Origin of the sequence: Enterobacter cloacae complex sp. 370H10 (assembly GCF_050031535.1) — a bacterium.
GTDB lineage: Bacteria > Pseudomonadota > Gammaproteobacteria > Enterobacterales > Enterobacteriaceae > Enterobacter > Enterobacter intestinihominis.
This window is the reverse complement of sequence record NZ_JBLGWG010000001.1, coordinates 5,104,515-5,121,765: the sequence shown is the minus strand read 5'-3', so window position 1 is coordinate 5,121,765 and position 17,251 is coordinate 5,104,515. Positions and strand designations below refer to the sequence as shown.

Sequence of the window (17,251 nt, the reverse complement as noted above, 5' to 3'; positions counted from 1 at the left end):
TGGCCCGCAACGGGACCAGAACGGGCCGCCGTATACGAACGCGACACCAACGGAAGGAGTGAGCATGTCTGTACCATCTATCGACTGGGATTTGGCCCTGATCCAGAAATATAACTATTCCGGGCCGCGTTATACCTCATACCCCACCGCGCTGGAGTTTTCTGACGCTTTCGGCGAGGCGGATTTTCAGCATGCTGTGGCGCGCTATCCCGAGCGCCCGCTGTCGCTCTACGTCCATATTCCGTTCTGCCACAAGCTCTGCTACTTCTGCGGCTGCAATAAAATCGTTACCCGCCAGCAGCACAAAGCCGATCAATACCTCGATGCGCTTGAACAGGAAATTCTGCACCGCGCACCGCTGTTTAAAGGCCGTCACGTCAGCCAGCTTCACTGGGGCGGCGGTACGCCAACTTATCTGAACAAAGCGCAGATCAGCCGCCTGATGGCGCTTCTGCGCGGCAATTTCAGTTTTAACCACGACGCTGAAATTTCGATCGAGGTCGATCCGCGTGAAATCGAGCTGGATGTGCTGGATCATTTACGCGCCGAAGGCTTCAACCGCCTGAGTATGGGCGTACAGGACTTCAACAAAGAAGTACAGCGCCTGGTCAACCGCGAGCAGGATGAAGCGTTTATCTTTGCCTTACTCAACCATGCGCGTGAGATCGGCTTTACCTCAACGAATATAGACCTGATTTACGGCCTGCCGAAGCAGACGCCGGAGAGCTTCGCCTACACGCTTAAACGCGTGGCTGAGCTCAACCCGGACCGTCTGAGCGTCTTTAACTATGCGCACCTGCCGACGCTGTTCGCCGCGCAGCGCAAAATCAAAGATGCGGAACTGCCTTCCGCCCAGCAGAAGCTGGACATTTTGCAGGAGACCATCGCCTCGTTGACCGAAACCGGCTATCAGTTTATCGGGATGGATCACTTTGCCCGCCCTGACGACGAACTGGCGATTGCCCAGCGCGAAGGTGTTCTCCACCGTAACTTCCAGGGTTACACCACCCAGGGCGATACCGATCTGCTCGGAATGGGTGTCTCCGCTATCAGCATGATTGGCGACTGCTACGCCCAGAACCAAAAAGAGCTGAAGCTGTATTACCAGCAGGTTGATGAAACGGGCAACGCGCTGTGGCGCGGCATTGCGTTAACGCGCGACGACTGCATCCGTCGTGATGTGATTAAGGCGCTTATCTGCAACTTCCGTCTCGAATTCCGCGAGGTGGAGTCGCAATGGGATCTGCGATTCAGCGATTACTTTGCCGAAGACCTGAAGCTTCTTGCGCCGCTGGCGAAAGACGGGCTGGTGGATGTGTCGGAGAGCGCGGTGGTCGTCACGCCGAAGGGGCGTCTGTTGATTCGTAATATCTGCATGTGCTTCGATGCCTATCTGCGCCAGAAAGCGCGTTTACAGCAGTTCTCGCGCGTGATTTAAGTTGCAATGCCGGATGGCGCTTCGCTTACCAGGCCTACAACTCGCAACTATGTAGGCCGGGTAAGGCGAAGCCGCCACCCGGCTTTTCATCGACAGCTCGTTAGCTAAACAGCCCAACCAGTGCCGCACACAATACCGCCGCAACGGCAGTTTGTGGCGTGTGGCTTTCTGCTGCACCGCTCGAAAGCAAGGTCACTAATGATTCCAGCATGATGCTCCCCCCAGTTTCCGGGCACGATCATACAAAACTCATCGGAACAGTAAAGCGCAAAATAACGGCACTTTGCGCTCAATTAGTAACCTTTACACAGCGGAGTACGATCACTCCATTCCCAGCTCTTTCAGCTTGCGCGTGAGGGTGTTTCGACCCCATCCCAACAGGCGAGCCGCTTCCTGTTTGTGGCCCTGGGTATGACGAAGCGCGGTGGTCAACAGCGTGCGCTCCATTTCAGGCTGTGCTTCAGAAAGCAAGTTTTGATGACCGGAACGCAGCGCGCGATCTGCCCACTGCGCCAGCAGCGTCGCCCAGCTATCCGGCAACGTATGTCCTGCGGTGCTCTCGGGCACGGTGGCTTCAAACAGTTCTGCTGGTAAATCCTGAATCAGCACTTCCTGGCCGGCGGCCATCACCGTCAGCCAGCGACAGGTGTTTTCCAGCTGACGCACGTTGCCCGGCCACGCCAGACGGGTGAGGGCGGCATCCGTTTCCGGATGAAGCTGCTTGGCTTCCACGCCCAGCTCGCGGGCCGCCACCTGCAGGAAATGGCGCGCCAGACGCGGGATATCTTCCCGACGCTCGCGCAGCGGCGGCAGGTGGACGCGGATCACGTTCAGACGATGGAATAAATCCTCACGGAATTTCCCCTCCTGTACGCGCAGCTCCAGGTTCTGGTGCGTCGCGGCGATAATGCGTACGTCCACCTTCACCGGCGCATACCCGCCCACGCGGTAAAACTGTCCATCTGCCAGCACGCGCAACAGTCGGGTCTGTACATCCAGCGGCATATCGCCGATTTCATCCAGGAAAAGCGTGCCGCCGTCAGCCTGTTCAAAGCGTCCCTGACGAATGGTATTGGCTCCGGTAAATGCCCCTTTTTCGTGGCCGAACAGCTCAGATTCAATTAAATCCTTAGGGATCGCTGCCATGTTCAGGGCGATAAAGGGGGCTTTCGCCCGCGGGCTGTGGCGATGCAGGGCGTGTGCGACCAACTCTTTACCGGTCCCTGATTCACCGTTAATCAAGACGCTGATAGACGAACGCGACAGACGCCCGATGATGCGAAACACGTCCTGCATGGCTGGCGCTTCACCGATGATGTCCGTCGTTGGTCCAAAGTCGGGGGCATTGCGGGGCTGCTGTTGCTCCTGATAGTGGCTGATAGCGCGCTCAACCAGCGCAACGGCTTCGTCGATATCAAACGGTTTTGGCAGGTAATCAAACGCGCCCTGCTGGTACGCGCTGACGGCAGCATCCAGGTCGGAGTGGGCGGTCATTATGATGACCGGAAGCATAGGGTGGCGCTGTTTGATCTGCTTTAAGAGCGCCAGTCCGTCCATTCCCGGCATGCGAATATCCGAGAGCAGAACGTCCGGCGTTTTGGTGGTGAGTGCGTCGAGCACCTCGCTGCCACTCTCAAACGTCGTGCAGCTTAATCCCGCTCCTGTGAGCGCGCGTTCAAGCACCCAACGGATGGAGCTATCGTCATCGACTACCCAGACTATCCCTCGTTGCATAAACGTCACCTTTATTTTTTAATCGGCAGGAAAACCGAAAACTCGGTATGTCCCGGCCAACTGGTAAATTCAATTTTGCCGGAGTGTTGGTCAATCAAATTTCGGGCTATGGATAACCCCAGCCCGGTGCCGCCTTCGCGACCGCTGACCATCGGGTAGAACAGGGTGTCCTGGAGATGCGGCGGGATCCCCGGTCCGTTATCTTCCACATCAATACGTGCTGCCAGACGATAACGTACGCCGTGCAGCGTCAGCTGGAACGCGGTGCGGGTACGCAGAATAATTTCGCCACCCTCCGGGCCCAGCGCCTGCAACGCGTTACGCACAATGTTCAACAGCACCTGTTCAATCTGGTCCGGATCGTGCGCCAGCTCCGGCAGGCTTGGGTCATAGTCACGCACCAGCGTGACGTTATCCGGCAGCTCCATCGAGACGAGTTTCACCACCCGCTCCGCGACCTTGTGAATGCTTTCTGAAACGTGCATCCCTGGCTGCTGCGGCCCGAGCAGGCGATCGACCAGATTACGCAGACGGTCCGCCTGCTCAATAATGACGTTGGTATACTCCGCCAGGGCAGGGTCAGGCAGCGCTTTGGTCAGAAGCTGTGCCGCGCCGCGTAAGCCGCCCAGCGGGTTTTTGATCTCATGGGCCAGCCCGCGCACCAGGTCGCGCGCCGCAATCTGCTGCGCATGCTGAAGCTGCTCCTGGCTGAGACGACGCTGGTTATCCATCGGCGCCATTTCCAGCAGAATCATGCCATCTGGCAGACGCTGTGCGGTGAGGGACAAAATATGCGAGCGTCCGTCAATCACCAGCGTCACTTCGTTATCGGTGAAGCCCTGACCCGCCTGCAAACTCTCCTGCATCAGGCCAATATTCAGCGAGAAATAGCTCAGCAGTTCTGGCAGCGGCGTGCCAAACAGTTTACGGGCGCTTTGGGCGAGCAGCTGCTGCGCCGCCGGGTTGGCGTAATGCACCGCCAGCTCGTCGTCGACCAGCAAAATACTGTTAATTAAAGAATTGAGGATCTGCCCAGCATCGGGCAGCGTGCCAGTTGCCATTCAGCAGTCTCCTGGAGTCGTTGCACTATTTTAGTGCAGTATAGCGTTTTAGAGGTAAAAAGCGCGTGAGATCAGGTTGTTGGTGGAGAAAAAAGCCCATCCGAAGATGGGCTAAAGTTTCCACGGCAACGACTCCCGACGCGTATGCGCCGGGTAAAACAAATCAATTAAACGCTGTAGTACAGTTCGAACTCAACCGGGTGCGGCGTCATGCGAACGCGGTCGTTTTCTTCGGTACGCAGCGCGATGTAAGCGTCGATAGCTTCATCGGTGAACACGCCGCCAGCGGTCAGGAACTCGCGGTCTGCGTCCAGCGCCTGGAGGGCTTCTTCCAGAGAGCCGGCAACCTGTGGGATCTCTTTCGCTTCTTCTGGCGGCAGGTCGTACAGGTTTTTGTCCATGGCTTCGCCCGGGTGGATCTTGTTCTTGATACCGTCCAGACCGGCCATCAGTAGTGCTGCGAAGCAAAGGTATGGGTTAGCCGCCGGGTCCGGGAAGCGCACTTCGATACGACGCGCTTTCGGAGATGCCACCACCGGGATACGGATAGAAGCAGAACGGTTACGGGCAGAGTACGCCAGCATTACTGGTGCTTCGTAGCCAGGGACCAGACGCTTGTAGGAGTTAGTGGTTGGGTTCGCCAGGGCGTTGATCGCTTTAGCGTGTTTGATAACACCACCGATGTAGTGCAGCGCCTGCTCGGACAGACCCGCGTACTTGTCGCCAGAGAACAGGTTAGTACCGTTCCTGGACAGGGACATGTGGCAGTGCATGCCGGAACCGTTGTCGCCAAACATGGGTTTTGGCATGAAGGTCGCGGTTTTACCGAAACGGTGCGCAACATTGTGCACAACGTATTTGTAGATCTGAATCTCGTCCGCTTTTTTGGTCATGGTGTTGAAGCGGGTGGCGATTTCGTTCTGGCCAGCCGTTGCCACTTCATGGTGGTGCGCTTCAACAACCAGGCCCATCTCTTCCATGATCAGACACATGGTAGAACGGATGTCCTGTGAAGAATCGACCGGAGGAACCGGGAAGTAACCGCCTTTCACGCCCGGACGGTGACCTTTGTTACCACCTTCGTACTTGGTGGAAGAGTTCCATGCGCCTTCGATGTCATCGATAGCGACGTGGGAACCAGAAATGGAAGCACCAAAACGGATGTCGTCGAACAGGAAGAACTCTGGCTCTGGCCCGAACAGAACGGTGTCTGCAATACCGGTAGAACGCAGGTACTCTTCAGCGCGTTTTGCGATGGAGCGTGGGTCACGGTCATAGCCTTGCAGCGTGCCAGGTTCCAGGATATCGCAGCGGATGATCAGCGTAGGTTCTTCGTAGAACGGGTCAATGAGCGCAGTGGTTGCATCTGGCATCAGAACCATGTCGGATTCGTTAATGCCTTTCCAGCCGCCAATGGAGGAGCCGTCAAACATTTTGCCTTCTTCAAAGAATTCGGCGTTCACCTGATGAGCAGGGATCGTGACGTGCTGTTCTTTACCTTTGGTATCGGTGAAGCGCAGATCAACAAACTTCACTTCATGTTCGTTCAGCATCGTCAAAACGTGTTCAGCGGACATACTTAACTCTCCAGATTGGTCATTGTCGTCGTGGTAACGAGGTCTTCAAATCGGCTGGGCTGCCATATTTTTACTGTATTTCTGTAAAGCGAAATCTGTGCCAACTTTTAAAACACCCCAAAAAGGCGTTATCATGCGCACCATAGTGCAGAAGGGCTGCACCACATTGGATTCGTTGCACCATTATAGTGCTTCAGTGTGAACATTGAGCACCATATTGGTGCAATTTACGTTAAAGTGCCCTTTTACCGCTCCGTGAAAGCGATCACAAAGCATCTCTGCAATACTTGTTTGCGGGGGATGTTTGTGATCCTGTTTTGTAGTGCGATTAATCCGTGTACAATAACGCGCTATTTCTAAATGCCTGAGGCAAAGTTGTGATCGAAAAATTGCGTAATATCGCCATCATCGCGCACGTCGACCATGGTAAAACTACCCTGGTTGACAAGCTGCTACAGCAGTCCGGTACGTTTGATGCTCGTGCCGAAACTCAAGAGCGTGTGATGGACTCCAACGATTTGGAGAAAGAGCGTGGGATTACCATCCTCGCCAAAAACACCGCTATCAAATGGAATGACTACCGTATCAACATCGTTGATACCCCAGGGCACGCCGACTTCGGTGGTGAAGTTGAGCGCGTGATGTCCATGGTGGATTCCGTGCTGCTGGTGGTTGACGCATTTGATGGCCCTATGCCGCAAACGCGCTTCGTGACCAAAAAAGCATTTGCCCACGGCCTGAAACCTATCGTTGTGATCAACAAGGTTGACCGTCCTGGCGCGCGTCCTGACTGGGTTGTTGACCAGGTCTTCGACCTGTTCGTTAACCTCGACGCGACCGACGAACAGCTGGACTTCCCTATCGTTTATGCGTCTGCGCTGAACGGTATCGCCGGTCTGGATCACGAAGACATGGCGGAAGACATGACTCCGCTGTACCAGACGATTGTTGACCGCGTTCCTGCGCCAAACGTTGACCTGGAAGGCACCCTGCAAATGCAGATCTCCCAGCTCGACTACAACAACTATGTTGGCGTAATCGGCATTGGTCGTATCAAGCGCGGTAAAGTGAAGCCTAACCAGCAGGTCACTATCATCGATAGCGAAGGCAAAACCCGTAACGGTAAAGTCGGTAAAGTTCTGACTCACCTGGGTCTTGAGCGTATCGAGAGCGACATCGCTGAAGCGGGCGACATCATCGCTATTACCGGTCTGGGTGAACTGAACATCTCCGACACCATCTGCGATCCGCAGAACGTCGAAGCGCTGCCAGCCCTGTCCGTTGATGAACCAACCGTATCCATGTTCTTCAACGTCAACACCTCTCCGTTCTGTGGTAAAGAAGGTAAGTTCGTTACCTCTCGTCAGATCCTTGACCGCCTGAACAAAGAGCTGGTGCATAACGTTGCGCTGCGCGTTGAAGAAACCGAAGACGCTGATGCATTCCGCGTTTCCGGTCGTGGTGAGCTGCACCTGTCTGTTCTGATTGAGAACATGCGTCGTGAAGGTTTCGAGATGGCGGTATCCCGTCCGAAAGTTATCTTCCGCGAAATCGATGGCCGTAAACAAGAGCCATTCGAAAACGTAACGCTGGACGTTGAAGAGCAGCACCAGGGTTCTGTCATGCAGGCACTGGGTGAGCGTAAAGGCGACCTGAAAAACATGAATCCAGATGGCAAAGGCCGCGTACGTCTCGACTACGTGATCCCAAGCCGTGGCCTGATCGGCTTCCGTTCTGAGTTCATGACCATGACCTCCGGTACCGGCCTGCTGTACTCCACCTTCAGCCACTATGACGACATCCGTCCGGGCGAAGTGGGCCAGCGTAACAACGGCGTACTGATCTCCAACGGTCAGGGTAAAGCGGTTGCGTTTGCGCTGTTCGGTCTGCAGGATCGCGGTAAGCTGTTCCTGGGTCACGGTGCTGAAGTTTACGAAGGCCAGATCATCGGTATTCACAGCCGTTCTAACGACCTGACGGTAAACTGCCTGACCGGTAAGAAACTGACCAACATGCGTGCGTCCGGTACTGACGAAGCAACGGTTCTGGTTCCACCGATCAAGATGACGCTGGAGCAGGCTCTGGAATTCATCGATGATGACGAACTGGTAGAAGTGACGCCTCAGTCAATTCGTATCCGTAAACGTCACCTGACCGAGAACGATCGTAAACGTGCTATGCGCGGTGCGAAAGAAGAGTAATTCGGTTATGCCGTAGGCCGGGTAAAGCGTAAGCGCCACCTGGCAACGAAAAGCCGCTGAGCGATCAGCGGCTTTTTTATTAGAACGAATAACGTAACCCTAAACGGATCCGGTACTGCTCGCGGTTGTAATCATTCCATCGGTCCAGCCACTGTAGCTCAAGATACGGCAGCCAGTTTCTGTCGATTTTATAGCTGAACTTGTTGGTAATTTCCCAGTGATGATCTTTGCCATTTTTGCTGTGGTAATCATTCACCCGCTGGAAAAAGTGCGGCTCAAAGGTGTAGAAAAACGCATCCGTCACTTTGAAATTCCAGTAGTTGGCGAATTCGTGCGTGTCGTTTTTATCCATCTGCCCGTTATAGTCCGGCGTATCGTAATTGTTATGGTTATAGCGATAGCGGAACGTCAGATTAAACCAGTCCGTAAATTTATAGTTAGTATCTAAATAGAGCGCTCCACCCGATCCTGCGCTGCTGTCGTTAATTAACCCGCCGGGCTGGAAGGTGAGTTTGTCGGTCGGTTTGAAGAGCGGATACCAACCCTCGATTTCGTTATAGCTGTGCTTCAGTTCGTCCCATTTCCCCACGTTATAAGCGTTGGTGAACATCAGCCCCGCGCCCATATCGAAGTTATAGCCCGCACGCAGGATCACCTCGTGCAGCTCAGAGGCCGTATTGTACGCTTCGCGCGTTTCGACATAGGCCCCGGCAAAAACCGGGCAGGACACAGACGACACGATCAGTACGGTGATGATTCTATTCATAATTTGTCCATGTATCAGGTACAGAAAGGCCTCCCTCCTGATTAACAGGAAGGACATATTGGCCGGATTTATAGTTATAAAGTGACTGCTGACGCTTTATTGTTGGTGGTTATCTCAGGGGTATTTGCTGTCTGTTTTTAATGAGATGGTCACTCCCTCCTTCCCGGTACTATGCTGAGGACAGGCTTTCATTCGGAGAACTATCATGGAAAACATTGCGCTCATTGGTATCGATCTGGGTAAAAACTCTTTCCATATTCATTGCCAGGATCGTCGCGGCAAGGCTGTTTACCGTAAAAAATTTACACGGCCAAAGTTAATCGAATTTTTGGCGACATGCCCCGCTACAACCATCGCAATGGAAGCCTGTGGTGGCTCTCACTTTATGGCACGCAAGTTGGAAGAGTTGGGGCATTTTCCTAAGCTGATATCACCACAATTTGTCCGTCCATTCGTTAAAAGTAACAAAAACGACTTTGTCGACGCCGAAGCTATTTGTGAAGCTGCATCGCGTCCGTCTATGCGTTTTGTACAGCCCAGAACTGAATCTCAGCAGGCAATGCGTGCGCTGCATCGTGTCCGTGAATCCCTGGTTCAGGATAAGGTAAAAACAACCAATCAGATGCATGCTTTTCTGCTGGAATTTGGCATCAGCGTTCCACGAGGAGCTGCCGTTATTAGCCGACTGAGTACCCTTCTTGAGGACAATAGTTTGCCTCTATACCTCAGCCAGTTATTGCTGAAATTACAACAGCATTATCACTATCTTGTTGAGCAGATTAAAGATTTGGAATCCCAGTTGAAACGAAAGTTGGACGAAGATGAGATTGGACAGCGCTTGCTGAGCATTCCCTGCGTCGGAACACTGACAGCGAGTACTATTTCAACTGAGATTGGCGACGGGAAGCAGTACGCCAGCAGTCGTGACTTTGCGGCGGCAACAGGGCTAGTGCCTCGACAGTACAGCACGGGAGGTCGGACGACATTGCTGGGAATTAGTAAGCGAGGTAACAAAAAGATCCGAACTTTGTTGGTTCAATGTGCCAGGGTATTCATACAAAAACTGGAACACCAGTCTGGCAAATTGGCCGATTGGGTCAGGGATCTACTGTGTAGGAAAAGCAACTTTGTCGTCACTTGTGCTCTGGCAAACAAGCTGGCCAGAATAGCCTGGGCCCTAACGGCACGACAGCAAACTTATGTAGCATAACGGCAGAAATACACCGGTTTAAAGAATCACTGATCTGGTTTTGCGAATACTGATATTGATGATACTAACGGCCCACCGGCCTGTTGAGGAACCTGTAAAACGGAAAGGCTCATTGAAGCCGTATATTTTCTGGAGGTTCATCAGGCGCGGAACTCATCGAGGCGCGGGAATAAAATCCCATTCAGACGCCGGATAGATTCAAGCAAGCCAATTTATCGTCAAAATCGGTGTTGCAAAAACGGGAGTGACCATAGATTCCGTTTTCCAATCTCCTCGATAATAAAGGCGAAGCGCGCTTCGTTGAGTTTATAAAACAGCCCCATGGTCACGGCAGCAACGATCGCCAGGCCGCACGGCCAGAGGAAAATCAGCTGACGCAAACCCAGCAGCGTGCCCGCGCTCTGCACGGCATGGGGAACGTAGCCAATCTGGGTCAGCATGATGCCGGGCAGAAAACCGGCGAGCGCCGCGGAGATTTTGCGCGAGAAGGTATAGCCGGTATACACCGACCCTTCGGCGCGAATCCCGGTTTTCCACTCGCCGTAATCAACCGTATCCGGCACCAGCGCCCAGTTCAGGCTGTTCACAAACGCCGTGCCGAAGAAGGCCATGCAGGAAAAGAGCACGAACAGCAGGGAGCTGGTTCCCCAGAAGAAATTCAGCACGTCGCCCACCGCCCACAGCGCCAGCCCGCCCAGATAGACCGGTTTCTTGCCAAAGCGCTTTACCGCGCCAGGCACCAGAAACACGCCAATCAGAATGCAGCCCATACTGAAAAAGCCCATCCACGACAGGAGATGCAGATCGTTCAGCACGTACTGGGTGTAGTAGACCTGAATCGCCAGCTTGATGTTAAACGCGGCGAGGGTACAGAGGTTGGCGATGCACAGCACCAGCAGCGGCGGATTGCGGAAAATTGCGCAGAATGATTTCAGAATGCCGGGCTTATGGTGATCGGGCGTAAGCTCGACGTAGCGCTCTTTCACCCCGCTGTAGCACCACCACATGCAGAACAGCCCCCCGGTGACGAACACCAGCGCGGCCACCAGATAGCCGAGTGAGGGCTGGCTGACGAACAGCGCCTGAATCGGCATAAAGCCGACGGTGCAGAGCAACAGTCCTACCGTTGCGCCGCCCTGACGCCACGCCGCAAGCTGCGCGCGCTCGTTCGGGTTTTTGGTGATGGCCGGAACCATTGCACCGTAGGCGCAGTTCATCAGGCTGTAGCAGAGGCCAAACATCATGAAGAGCACGGTGGCGAGGGCCGTTTTCACCGTCAGGCTAAAGTCGTTGGCCATAAACTGCGCCGTGGCCACCAGCGCCACCGGGACGGAGGCGTAGAGAATGAATGGCCGGAATTTCCCCCGCGCGCCGATATTACGCCGGGAGTCCAGCAGCACCCCGGTCAGCATGTCGGTAAACGCGGTAAAGAACTTGGCGACCAGAAAAATGATGCCGCCGTAGAACGCGGGCATGCCCAGCTCGTCCGTGTAAAACTTCAGCAGATACAGCGTGCCAATACACAGCATCAGGTTCGAGCCAAAATCGCCCATCCCGTAGGCGCACTTCTCTCGCAGGCTCAATTTGAGGGTTAACGGATCAGTATTGTGTGTCATGGTCGATCCTCAAAGCGCCCCGCAGGGCGCTCAATCACGTCATTTATGCCGTACGTTTGCGCAGCTCAATTTCTTCCACGATGCGCACATACATCTTCTCGTTGAGGTTGTAGAAGCAGCCCATCGCCACGATGGTGATGACCGCCAGCAGGCTCGGGTAGATAAATATCAGCTGCCGCAGCCCTTCAACCGTGCCGGCGGATTGCACCACATTGGGCACATAGCCAATCTGCGTAAGCATGATCCCCGGGAAGAAGCCCGCCAGCGCCTGCGATACCTTGCGGAAGAAGGTAAAGCCGGTATAGACCGTCCCCTCGGAGCGTACGCCGGTGCGCCACTCGCCGTACTCCACGGTATCGGAGACCAGCGCCCAGTTCAGGCTGTTCACGAACGCGGAACCGAAGAACGCCAGACAGGAGAACGCCACAAAGCTCACCGAGCCGCCGCCGAAGAAGTAGTTAAGCAGATCGCCTGCCACCCAAATTGCCAGCCCGCTGATGTAGACCTTTTTCTTACCAAAGCGCCGCACCGCGCCGGGCATCATAAAGACGCCGATAAAAATACAACCCATGCTGAAGAAGCCCATGTACGACAGCAGGATCGGGTCGTTCAGCACGTACTGCGTGTAGTAGACCTGAATGGCGAGTTTGACGTTAAAGGCACCCAGCGTGCACAGGTTAGCGATGCACAGGATAAACAGCGGACGGTTCCCGGCGATGGCGCGAAACGACTGCAACAGCCCCGGTTTCTGCGCCGGGTTAGCAGGTTGCGTCTCAACGTAACGCTCGGTTACGCCTTTATAGCACCACCACATAAAGAACAACCCGAACAGCGAGAAGAGGGTGGCGGCAAAGATGTAGCCAAGCTGGTCATTGCCCTCAATGAGGTTCATCACCGGGACAAAGCCCACGGTACAGAGCAGCAGGCCGAGCGTGGCGCCGCCCTGACGCCAGGCCGCCAGCGAGGCTCGCTCGTCCGGGTTTTTGGTAATGGCGGGCACCATCGCGCCGTAAGAGCAGTTCATCATGCTGAAGAACAAGCCGTACAGCATGAACAACACCGTTGCCATCACCGTTTTGCCAGTCATCTCAAACGGTGTGCCGACGAAGTTGGCAATCGCCAGCAGCGTCACAGGGAAGGCTGCATACAGCACGAACGGGCGGAATTTCCCTTTCGGGCCAATCTTGCGCCGGGAGTCGAGCATGATCCCGGTGCCCATATCGGTGAAGGCGGTAAAAAACTTCGCAATCAGGAAGATAATCCCCCCGTAGGTACCGGGCAGCCCCAGCACGTCGGTGTAGAACTTCAGCAGATACAGCGTGCCGATATCCAGCAGGATGTTAGAGCCGAGATCGCCCATCCCGTAGGCGAGTTTTTCTTTAAACGGCAGGCGCAGGGTTGCCGGGTCAGAAGTATGTTGACTCATTATTGTTCTCCGTCTGCCCGCAGGTTTCCCCGCGGGCGAGCCTTATCAGATATGACGTAAGGTGCTAAACAGATCTGCCCATTCGCTTTGCTGGCGATAGAAGACCGGCGGTTTGCCGAGCGGGGCATCAACGGTCACGTCACCGCCCCGGCAGATTTCCCCCGTCCACGCATTGACCCAGCTGTCCTGCGGCAGATAGAGCGACCAGTCGCGGCGTCCCTCTTCATGAACCGGGGCCACCAGCAGATCGCGGCCAAACAGGTACTGGTATTTCAGCGTGTAGGCGCGCGCGTCGTCCTCGTAGTGCAGGAACAGCGGACGCATCACCGGCAGGCCGCTTTTCGCGTTCTGCGCAACCGCCGCTTTGATGTACGGCTTCAGAGTGGTGAACACGGTGGTCATGCGCGCGAAGTGCGCGATGGTTTCGGCGTCGCCGTCGAACTGCCAGTTGTCGCCAGGGCGATTGCCCTCGTGGGTACGCATCATCGGCGTAAAGGCGCTGAAGTCGCACCAGCGCAGCAGCAGCTCTTTGCTGCGCTTCATCTCGAACAGCGTCGTATAGCCGCCAATGTCGCTGTGGTGCAGCCCGTGCCCGGTCATCGCCAGAGACAGCGCCGCCGGTACGACGGACGCCAGACCGTCGTCCAGGCTCCAGTCGACGTTCTGATCCCCCGCCCACATCATCACCGAGTGCTTCTGGCTGCCGGTGTAGCCCGCGCGCATGAAGAACAGGATCTCCCCGAGCTTGCCGGTCTCCTCCAGTGCTTCGTAGTTACATTTCGCCCACAGGGCAGGCCAGGCGTTATGCATGATCTCCGCGCTAACGCCGCTGTGCAGGAAGGTATCGGTCGGCAGATATTCCCCGAAATCGGCCATCCAGCCGCCGCAGCCCAGTTCGATCAGGTTCTTTTTGATGACCTCTTTGTACCAGCCGTAGGCTGCCGGGTTGGTCAGGTCGATAACGCCCGCGTAGAATTCGCCGAACTCAACGTGGTAATCCTCGCCGTTGGCGTTTTTGGTCAGATAGCCGCGTTTCGCCGCCTCTTCGCAGAGATCTTTATCGCTGGCGACGTACGGGTTGATATAGGAGAGGAACTGCACGCCTTCCTGTTTCCACTGCGCAATCCGCTCATCAAGCTGCGGATAGAGCGCGCTGTTCCACTTCCAGTTCCACATCACGCGTTTGCCGAAGGAGGTCATCCGGATGCCGGACCAGTCCTGCGCCCAGATGCCGTTCACCTTCACGCCGCCCTCGCGCATGGCGTCGAGCTTCTGCTGACACACCTCGGTGCCACCCTGAATACCCAGCGTCACGCCGTCGTAAACCCAGTCCGGCAGTTCAGGCTGACGCCCCAGCAGGCCGGTCAGTTTTTCCAGCAGATCGACGTAGGTTTCTGCGCATTCGAAGCGCAGCGTGGCGTTATCTTCCCAGAACGCCAGCTCGTGGAAGTCCGGCGCGCTGAAGTCGAAGTTCATATAACAGCTGTTATCCACGTGGCAGTAGTACTTCTGGGTGCTCACGAAGGTAGGCTGCGGGAAGAAGGTCCAGTAGTAATCGCCGCCCGCGTTCTCTTTGCAGTCGGCCTGCCAGGTGACATAGGTCTGCTTATTGCGGCCCACGCCCTGCTCGCTGGTCCACAGCGGAAACGGCTTGCCGCGCAGATCGAAATACGAGAACTGCTCGCCGCAGCCGTAAATATGATCGTCAGGCTGAGCTGCCAGCCGCAGCCAGATGCGGTTATGGCTGGCGGCGTCATTTTTCAGCTTCAGCTCCAGACGGCCTTCAGCATCTACGCCCACCAGCAGTGTCGCGCTCACCGCGTCGCCGCGGGTAAAGCGGATTGCCCAGCCCGCGCTTTGCTGCGTAACGGTCGCGTTCGTCAGGGCAATCTTTTCGTTGAGCTTGTCTTTGATGCTGAAGTTGCCGCGAAACATCTCGATATCCGCCTCACCTGCGCCGATCCACAGGCAAGGGGCATCCGCAGAGTGGGATAAAATCAGACGGTCCTGCCAGCGCAGGGTAAAACCACTTTCGTTATTTTTCAGGTCAATATTGTGTAGGGTACGCATAAAAACTCCGTCTTTATTATTTGGCCAGGCTATCCAGTAATCCGGCGGCTACGGCAGGCGCTAAGCCCGGCGCCAGCGGCAGGCGGGGGATCACCAGGCAGTGCAGCAGATGGTAAATATCCTGCTTGCCGTCCCAGACTTTGGTGGTCACTTCGTTATTGGTGTCCAGCTCCTGCCACCATGAACCGTTTTCGTAATCCATCAGGTACTTGATGCAGTAATCCCACCACTTCTGATACCAGGCTTCGTACTGCGCCTCACCGGTGACGGTGTAGAGCGCGTAAGCCGTACCCATCGCTTCGACGATTGGCCAGCGCACGCGTTCGCGGACGATTGGCTTGCCGTCCCAGCCCACGGAATAGACAAATCCATCGGCCCCGTCGGGTGCCCAGGCGTCCCGGATGGTGGCGTGGAACAGGCCTTTCGCATCTTCCAGCAGCCATTCCGGCGGGGTTTCAAAGCGCGCTTCCAGGGCGGCGTGCAGGTGCAGCATCAGGCGACCCCACTCAATCCAGTGCCCCGGCGTGCCGCCGTAGGCGCGGAAGCGGTGGGCGGGATTATCAATGTTGTAATCGCGGATCGGGTTCCAGTTGGTGTCGAAATGCTCGTTAACGCGGTACTCCCCTTTGCGCGCCACGTCGTGAATAATCACCGAGGCGATGCGCAGGGCGCGGTCGAGCCATTTACGGTCGTGGGTCACGTCATAAACGATCAGGAAGGCTTCCACGGCGTGCATGTTGGCGTTACCGCCGCGGTAATCTTCCGTTTTGCTGAAGGCTTCATCCCAGGACTCCAGGCACATCTGCTCCTGTTCGCTCCAGAAGTAGCGCTCAATCACCTCGATGGCGTCGTCCAGCAACTTGCGTGCCTGCGGATGGCCAGTGGTGACGGCGCTCGCCGCGCCCAGCAGGACGAAGAAATGCTGATAGCCCTGCTTGGAGGCATCAATTACGCCTTCATCGTTTACGCAGGCGTACCAGCCGCCGTGCTGTTTGTCGCGCAGCGGACCGTTCAGGGCATTAATGCCGTGCTCAACCAGGGCGTACGCACCAGGACGTCCCATGTTCGCCGCCACCGCGTAAACGTGCAGCATGCGGGCGGTGATCCACAGATGGGTGCCCATATCGCTACGCACCTGCCCGTTATTGCCCAGCCAGCCAAAGCCGGTCGGTACGGCGGCGTTTTTACCGAAATCGAGAATGCGGTCGGTCTCTTGTTCGAGCCAGCGGTTATGGCTCAGGGTATTAAACCATTTCATGTTCGGATCCTTTCTTAACGGCGAGCCATCATTTCGTCGACGATCTCACCCAGACGCTGAAGTTTTGGTACGGAAATATCACGCAGCATCAGCTCGGTGTCCGGCAGGCCAATCACAGAGGACCAGACGGCGCGACCGGCTAAAAAGCCCGATGCCCCCGCCTGCATCGCCACGCTCACCGCGCGCGGGAATAACTTATCGTCCACGCCGGAGGAGAGGATCACCCACGGCATGGCGATGTTCTCGTTCAGCTTCTGCGAGGCCGCCAGCAGCTCCTGCTGCGTGCCCTTACCAAACAGCGGCATTTCCACTTTGTAGAGGTCGGCACCGCTGTCGCCCAGCTCTTTGGCCGCATCGATAATCGACTGCTCGCGGTCAAACGCGGCGCCGCGGCGCGGTGGACGCACAACCGGCTCGATAATGCTCAACAGACCGTTATCGTGGCACAGCGTATTGAACGCTTTCACCATCTCCAGGCGCTGCTGCGGATCTTCATCGCTGCGCCACAGCACCAGCAGCTTCAGCGCCTTGCCGCCGTCGCGTTTGACCGCCTGCGCGTCAATGCTCTTGTCGATCACCACGCTGTCGACCGGAATACCGTTCCCCGGAATAAACTCGTCGGCTGCCACAATCATCGAGCAGCTTTTGGCCACGGCCCGCTGCTCGACAATCTGGCGATAGCAGAACTGCTGGTCGACGAGAATGGCAGAGGCGTACGGCGACAGAATTTTTGCCGCGTTGACCTTAAAATCGGTCAGGTGCTGGTCGGTTACCGGTACCGGCGCGCCTGCCGCCGCAAACATCAGGCGCATCGCTTCGCGCTGATCCACGGCCAGCATCGCAAAACCGCCGGAAGGTCGGGTGATATCTTTCAGGGTGTACATCGTCATTCCT

At 55.9% G+C, this 17,251-nt stretch carries 13 protein-coding genes; 3 read left to right on the top strand and 10 right to left on the bottom strand.

Annotated features, from left to right (window positions below; genetic code table 11):
• Positions 1 to 64 precede the first annotated feature (64 nt).
• The gene (gene hemN, locus ACQG2Q_RS25180) at positions 65 to 1,438 is read left to right on the top strand and encodes an oxygen-independent coproporphyrinogen III oxidase (RefSeq protein WP_063850109.1); all 1,374 of its coding nucleotides are present in this window, start codon (positions 65 to 67) and stop codon (positions 1,436 to 1,438) included.
• Between the two features lie 100 nt (positions 1,439 to 1,538).
• Here the strand turns inward: hemN and ACQG2Q_RS25175 are convergent, their stop codons facing one another.
• From ACQG2Q_RS25175 to glnA, 4 genes are all read right to left on the bottom strand, one after another.
• On the bottom strand, positions 1,539 to 1,649 hold the full coding sequence (locus tag ACQG2Q_RS25175; protein ID WP_017382667.1) for a YshB family small membrane protein: 111 nt from the start codon (positions 1,647 to 1,649) through the stop codon (positions 1,539 to 1,541).
• Positions 1,650 to 1,759: 110 nt separating this feature from the next.
• Complete coding sequence (gene glnG, locus ACQG2Q_RS25170) at positions 1,760 to 3,172, bottom strand: nitrogen regulation protein NR(I) (protein ID WP_022649852.1); 1,413 nt, start codon at positions 3,170 to 3,172, stop codon at positions 1,760 to 1,762.
• 11 nt (positions 3,173 to 3,183) lie between these two features.
• Positions 3,184 to 4,233, bottom strand: coding sequence for a nitrogen regulation protein NR(II) (gene glnL / locus ACQG2Q_RS25165; RefSeq protein WP_003861923.1), 1,050 nt, complete (start codon positions 4,231 to 4,233; stop codon positions 3,184 to 3,186).
• Positions 4,234 to 4,400: 167 nt separating this feature from the next.
• Positions 4,401 to 5,810, bottom strand: coding sequence for a glutamate--ammonia ligase (gene glnA / locus ACQG2Q_RS25160; RefSeq protein WP_023298930.1), 1,410 nt, complete (start codon positions 5,808 to 5,810; stop codon positions 4,401 to 4,403).
• 377 nt (positions 5,811 to 6,187) lie between these two features.
• Between glnA and typA the strand changes: the two genes are divergently transcribed.
• The gene (gene typA, locus ACQG2Q_RS25155; RefSeq protein ID WP_022649851.1) at positions 6,188 to 8,011 is read left to right on the top strand and encodes a ribosome-dependent GTPase TypA; all 1,824 of its coding nucleotides are present in this window, start codon (positions 6,188 to 6,190) and stop codon (positions 8,009 to 8,011) included.
• Positions 8,012 to 8,090: 79 nt separating this feature from the next.
• Here typA and ompL read toward each other — a convergent pair whose 3' ends face one another.
• Positions 8,091 to 8,777, bottom strand: coding sequence for a porin OmpL (ompL, locus tag ACQG2Q_RS25150; protein ID WP_032626918.1), 687 nt, complete (start codon positions 8,775 to 8,777; stop codon positions 8,091 to 8,093).
• Between the two features lie 205 nt (positions 8,778 to 8,982).
• Between ompL and ACQG2Q_RS25145 the strand changes: the two genes are divergently transcribed.
• A complete protein-coding gene (locus ACQG2Q_RS25145; RefSeq protein WP_000427620.1) occupies positions 8,983 to 9,987 on the top strand; it encodes an IS110-like element IS4321 family transposase in 1,005 nt (334 codons plus the stop codon).
• A 218-nt stretch (positions 9,988 to 10,205) separates the two neighbouring features.
• Here ACQG2Q_RS25145 and ACQG2Q_RS25140 read toward each other — a convergent pair whose 3' ends face one another.
• The 5 genes from ACQG2Q_RS25140 to yihT are packed head-to-tail and all read right to left on the bottom strand — an operon-like array spanning position 10,206 to position 17,247.
• Positions 10,206 to 11,603: an MFS transporter gene (locus tag ACQG2Q_RS25140; RefSeq protein ID WP_032676786.1), complete on the bottom strand. Its 1,398-nt coding sequence runs from the start codon at positions 11,601 to 11,603 to the stop codon at positions 10,206 to 10,208.
• Between the two features lie 43 nt (positions 11,604 to 11,646).
• Positions 11,647 to 13,029 (bottom strand): MFS transporter, encoded by a 1,383-nt coding sequence (locus ACQG2Q_RS25135; protein WP_022649848.1) that lies wholly within the window; start codon positions 13,027 to 13,029, stop codon positions 11,647 to 11,649.
• Positions 13,030 to 13,074: 45 nt separating this feature from the next.
• A complete protein-coding gene (locus tag ACQG2Q_RS25130) occupies positions 13,075 to 15,099 on the bottom strand; it encodes an alpha-glucosidase (RefSeq protein ID WP_096216866.1) in 2,025 nt (674 codons plus the stop codon).
• Between the two features lie 16 nt (positions 15,100 to 15,115).
• The gene (gene yihS / locus ACQG2Q_RS25125) at positions 15,116 to 16,357 is read right to left on the bottom strand and encodes a sulfoquinovose isomerase (RefSeq protein WP_063850105.1); all 1,242 of its coding nucleotides are present in this window, start codon (positions 16,355 to 16,357) and stop codon (positions 15,116 to 15,118) included.
• A gap of 14 nt (positions 16,358 to 16,371) precedes the next feature.
• Positions 16,372 to 17,247, bottom strand: coding sequence for a sulfofructosephosphate aldolase (yihT, locus tag ACQG2Q_RS25120; protein ID WP_063850103.1), 876 nt, complete (start codon positions 17,245 to 17,247; stop codon positions 16,372 to 16,374).
• Positions 17,248 to 17,251: the final 4 nt, after the last annotated feature.

Bases quoted from the DNA above. Each gene is read 5' to 3' on its own strand.
- hemN (WP_063850109.1), top strand. From the start codon at position 65: ATGTCTGTACCATCTATCGACTGGGATTTGGCCCTGATCCAGAAATAT.
- ACQG2Q_RS25175 (WP_017382667.1), bottom strand. From the start codon at position 1,649: ATGCTGGAATCATTAGTGACCTTGCTTTCGAGCGGTGCAGCAGAAAGC.
- glnG (WP_022649852.1), bottom strand. From the start codon at position 3,172: ATGCAACGAGGGATAGTCTGGGTAGTCGATGACGATAGCTCCATCCGT.
- glnL (WP_003861923.1), bottom strand. From the start codon at position 4,233: ATGGCAACTGGCACGCTGCCCGATGCTGGGCAGATCCTCAATTCTTTA.
- glnA (WP_023298930.1), bottom strand. From the start codon at position 5,810: ATGTCCGCTGAACACGTTTTGACGATGCTGAACGAACATGAAGTGAAG.
- ompL (WP_032626918.1), bottom strand. From the start codon at position 8,777: ATGAATAGAATCATCACCGTACTGATCGTGTCGTCTGTGTCCTGCCCG.
- ACQG2Q_RS25145 (WP_000427620.1), top strand. From the start codon at position 8,983: ATGGAAAACATTGCGCTCATTGGTATCGATCTGGGTAAAAACTCTTTC.
- ACQG2Q_RS25140 (WP_032676786.1), bottom strand. From the start codon at position 11,603: ATGACACACAATACTGATCCGTTAACCCTCAAATTGAGCCTGCGAGAG.
- ACQG2Q_RS25135 (WP_022649848.1), bottom strand. From the start codon at position 13,029: ATGAGTCAACATACTTCTGACCCGGCAACCCTGCGCCTGCCGTTTAAA.
- ACQG2Q_RS25130 (WP_096216866.1), bottom strand. From the start codon at position 15,099: ATGCGTACCCTACACAATATTGACCTGAAAAATAACGAAAGTGGTTTT.
- yihS (WP_063850105.1), bottom strand. From the start codon at position 16,357: ATGAAATGGTTTAATACCCTGAGCCATAACCGCTGGCTCGAACAAGAG.
- yihT (WP_063850103.1), bottom strand. From the start codon at position 17,247: ATGACGATGTACACCCTGAAAGATATCACCCGACCTTCCGGCGGTTTT.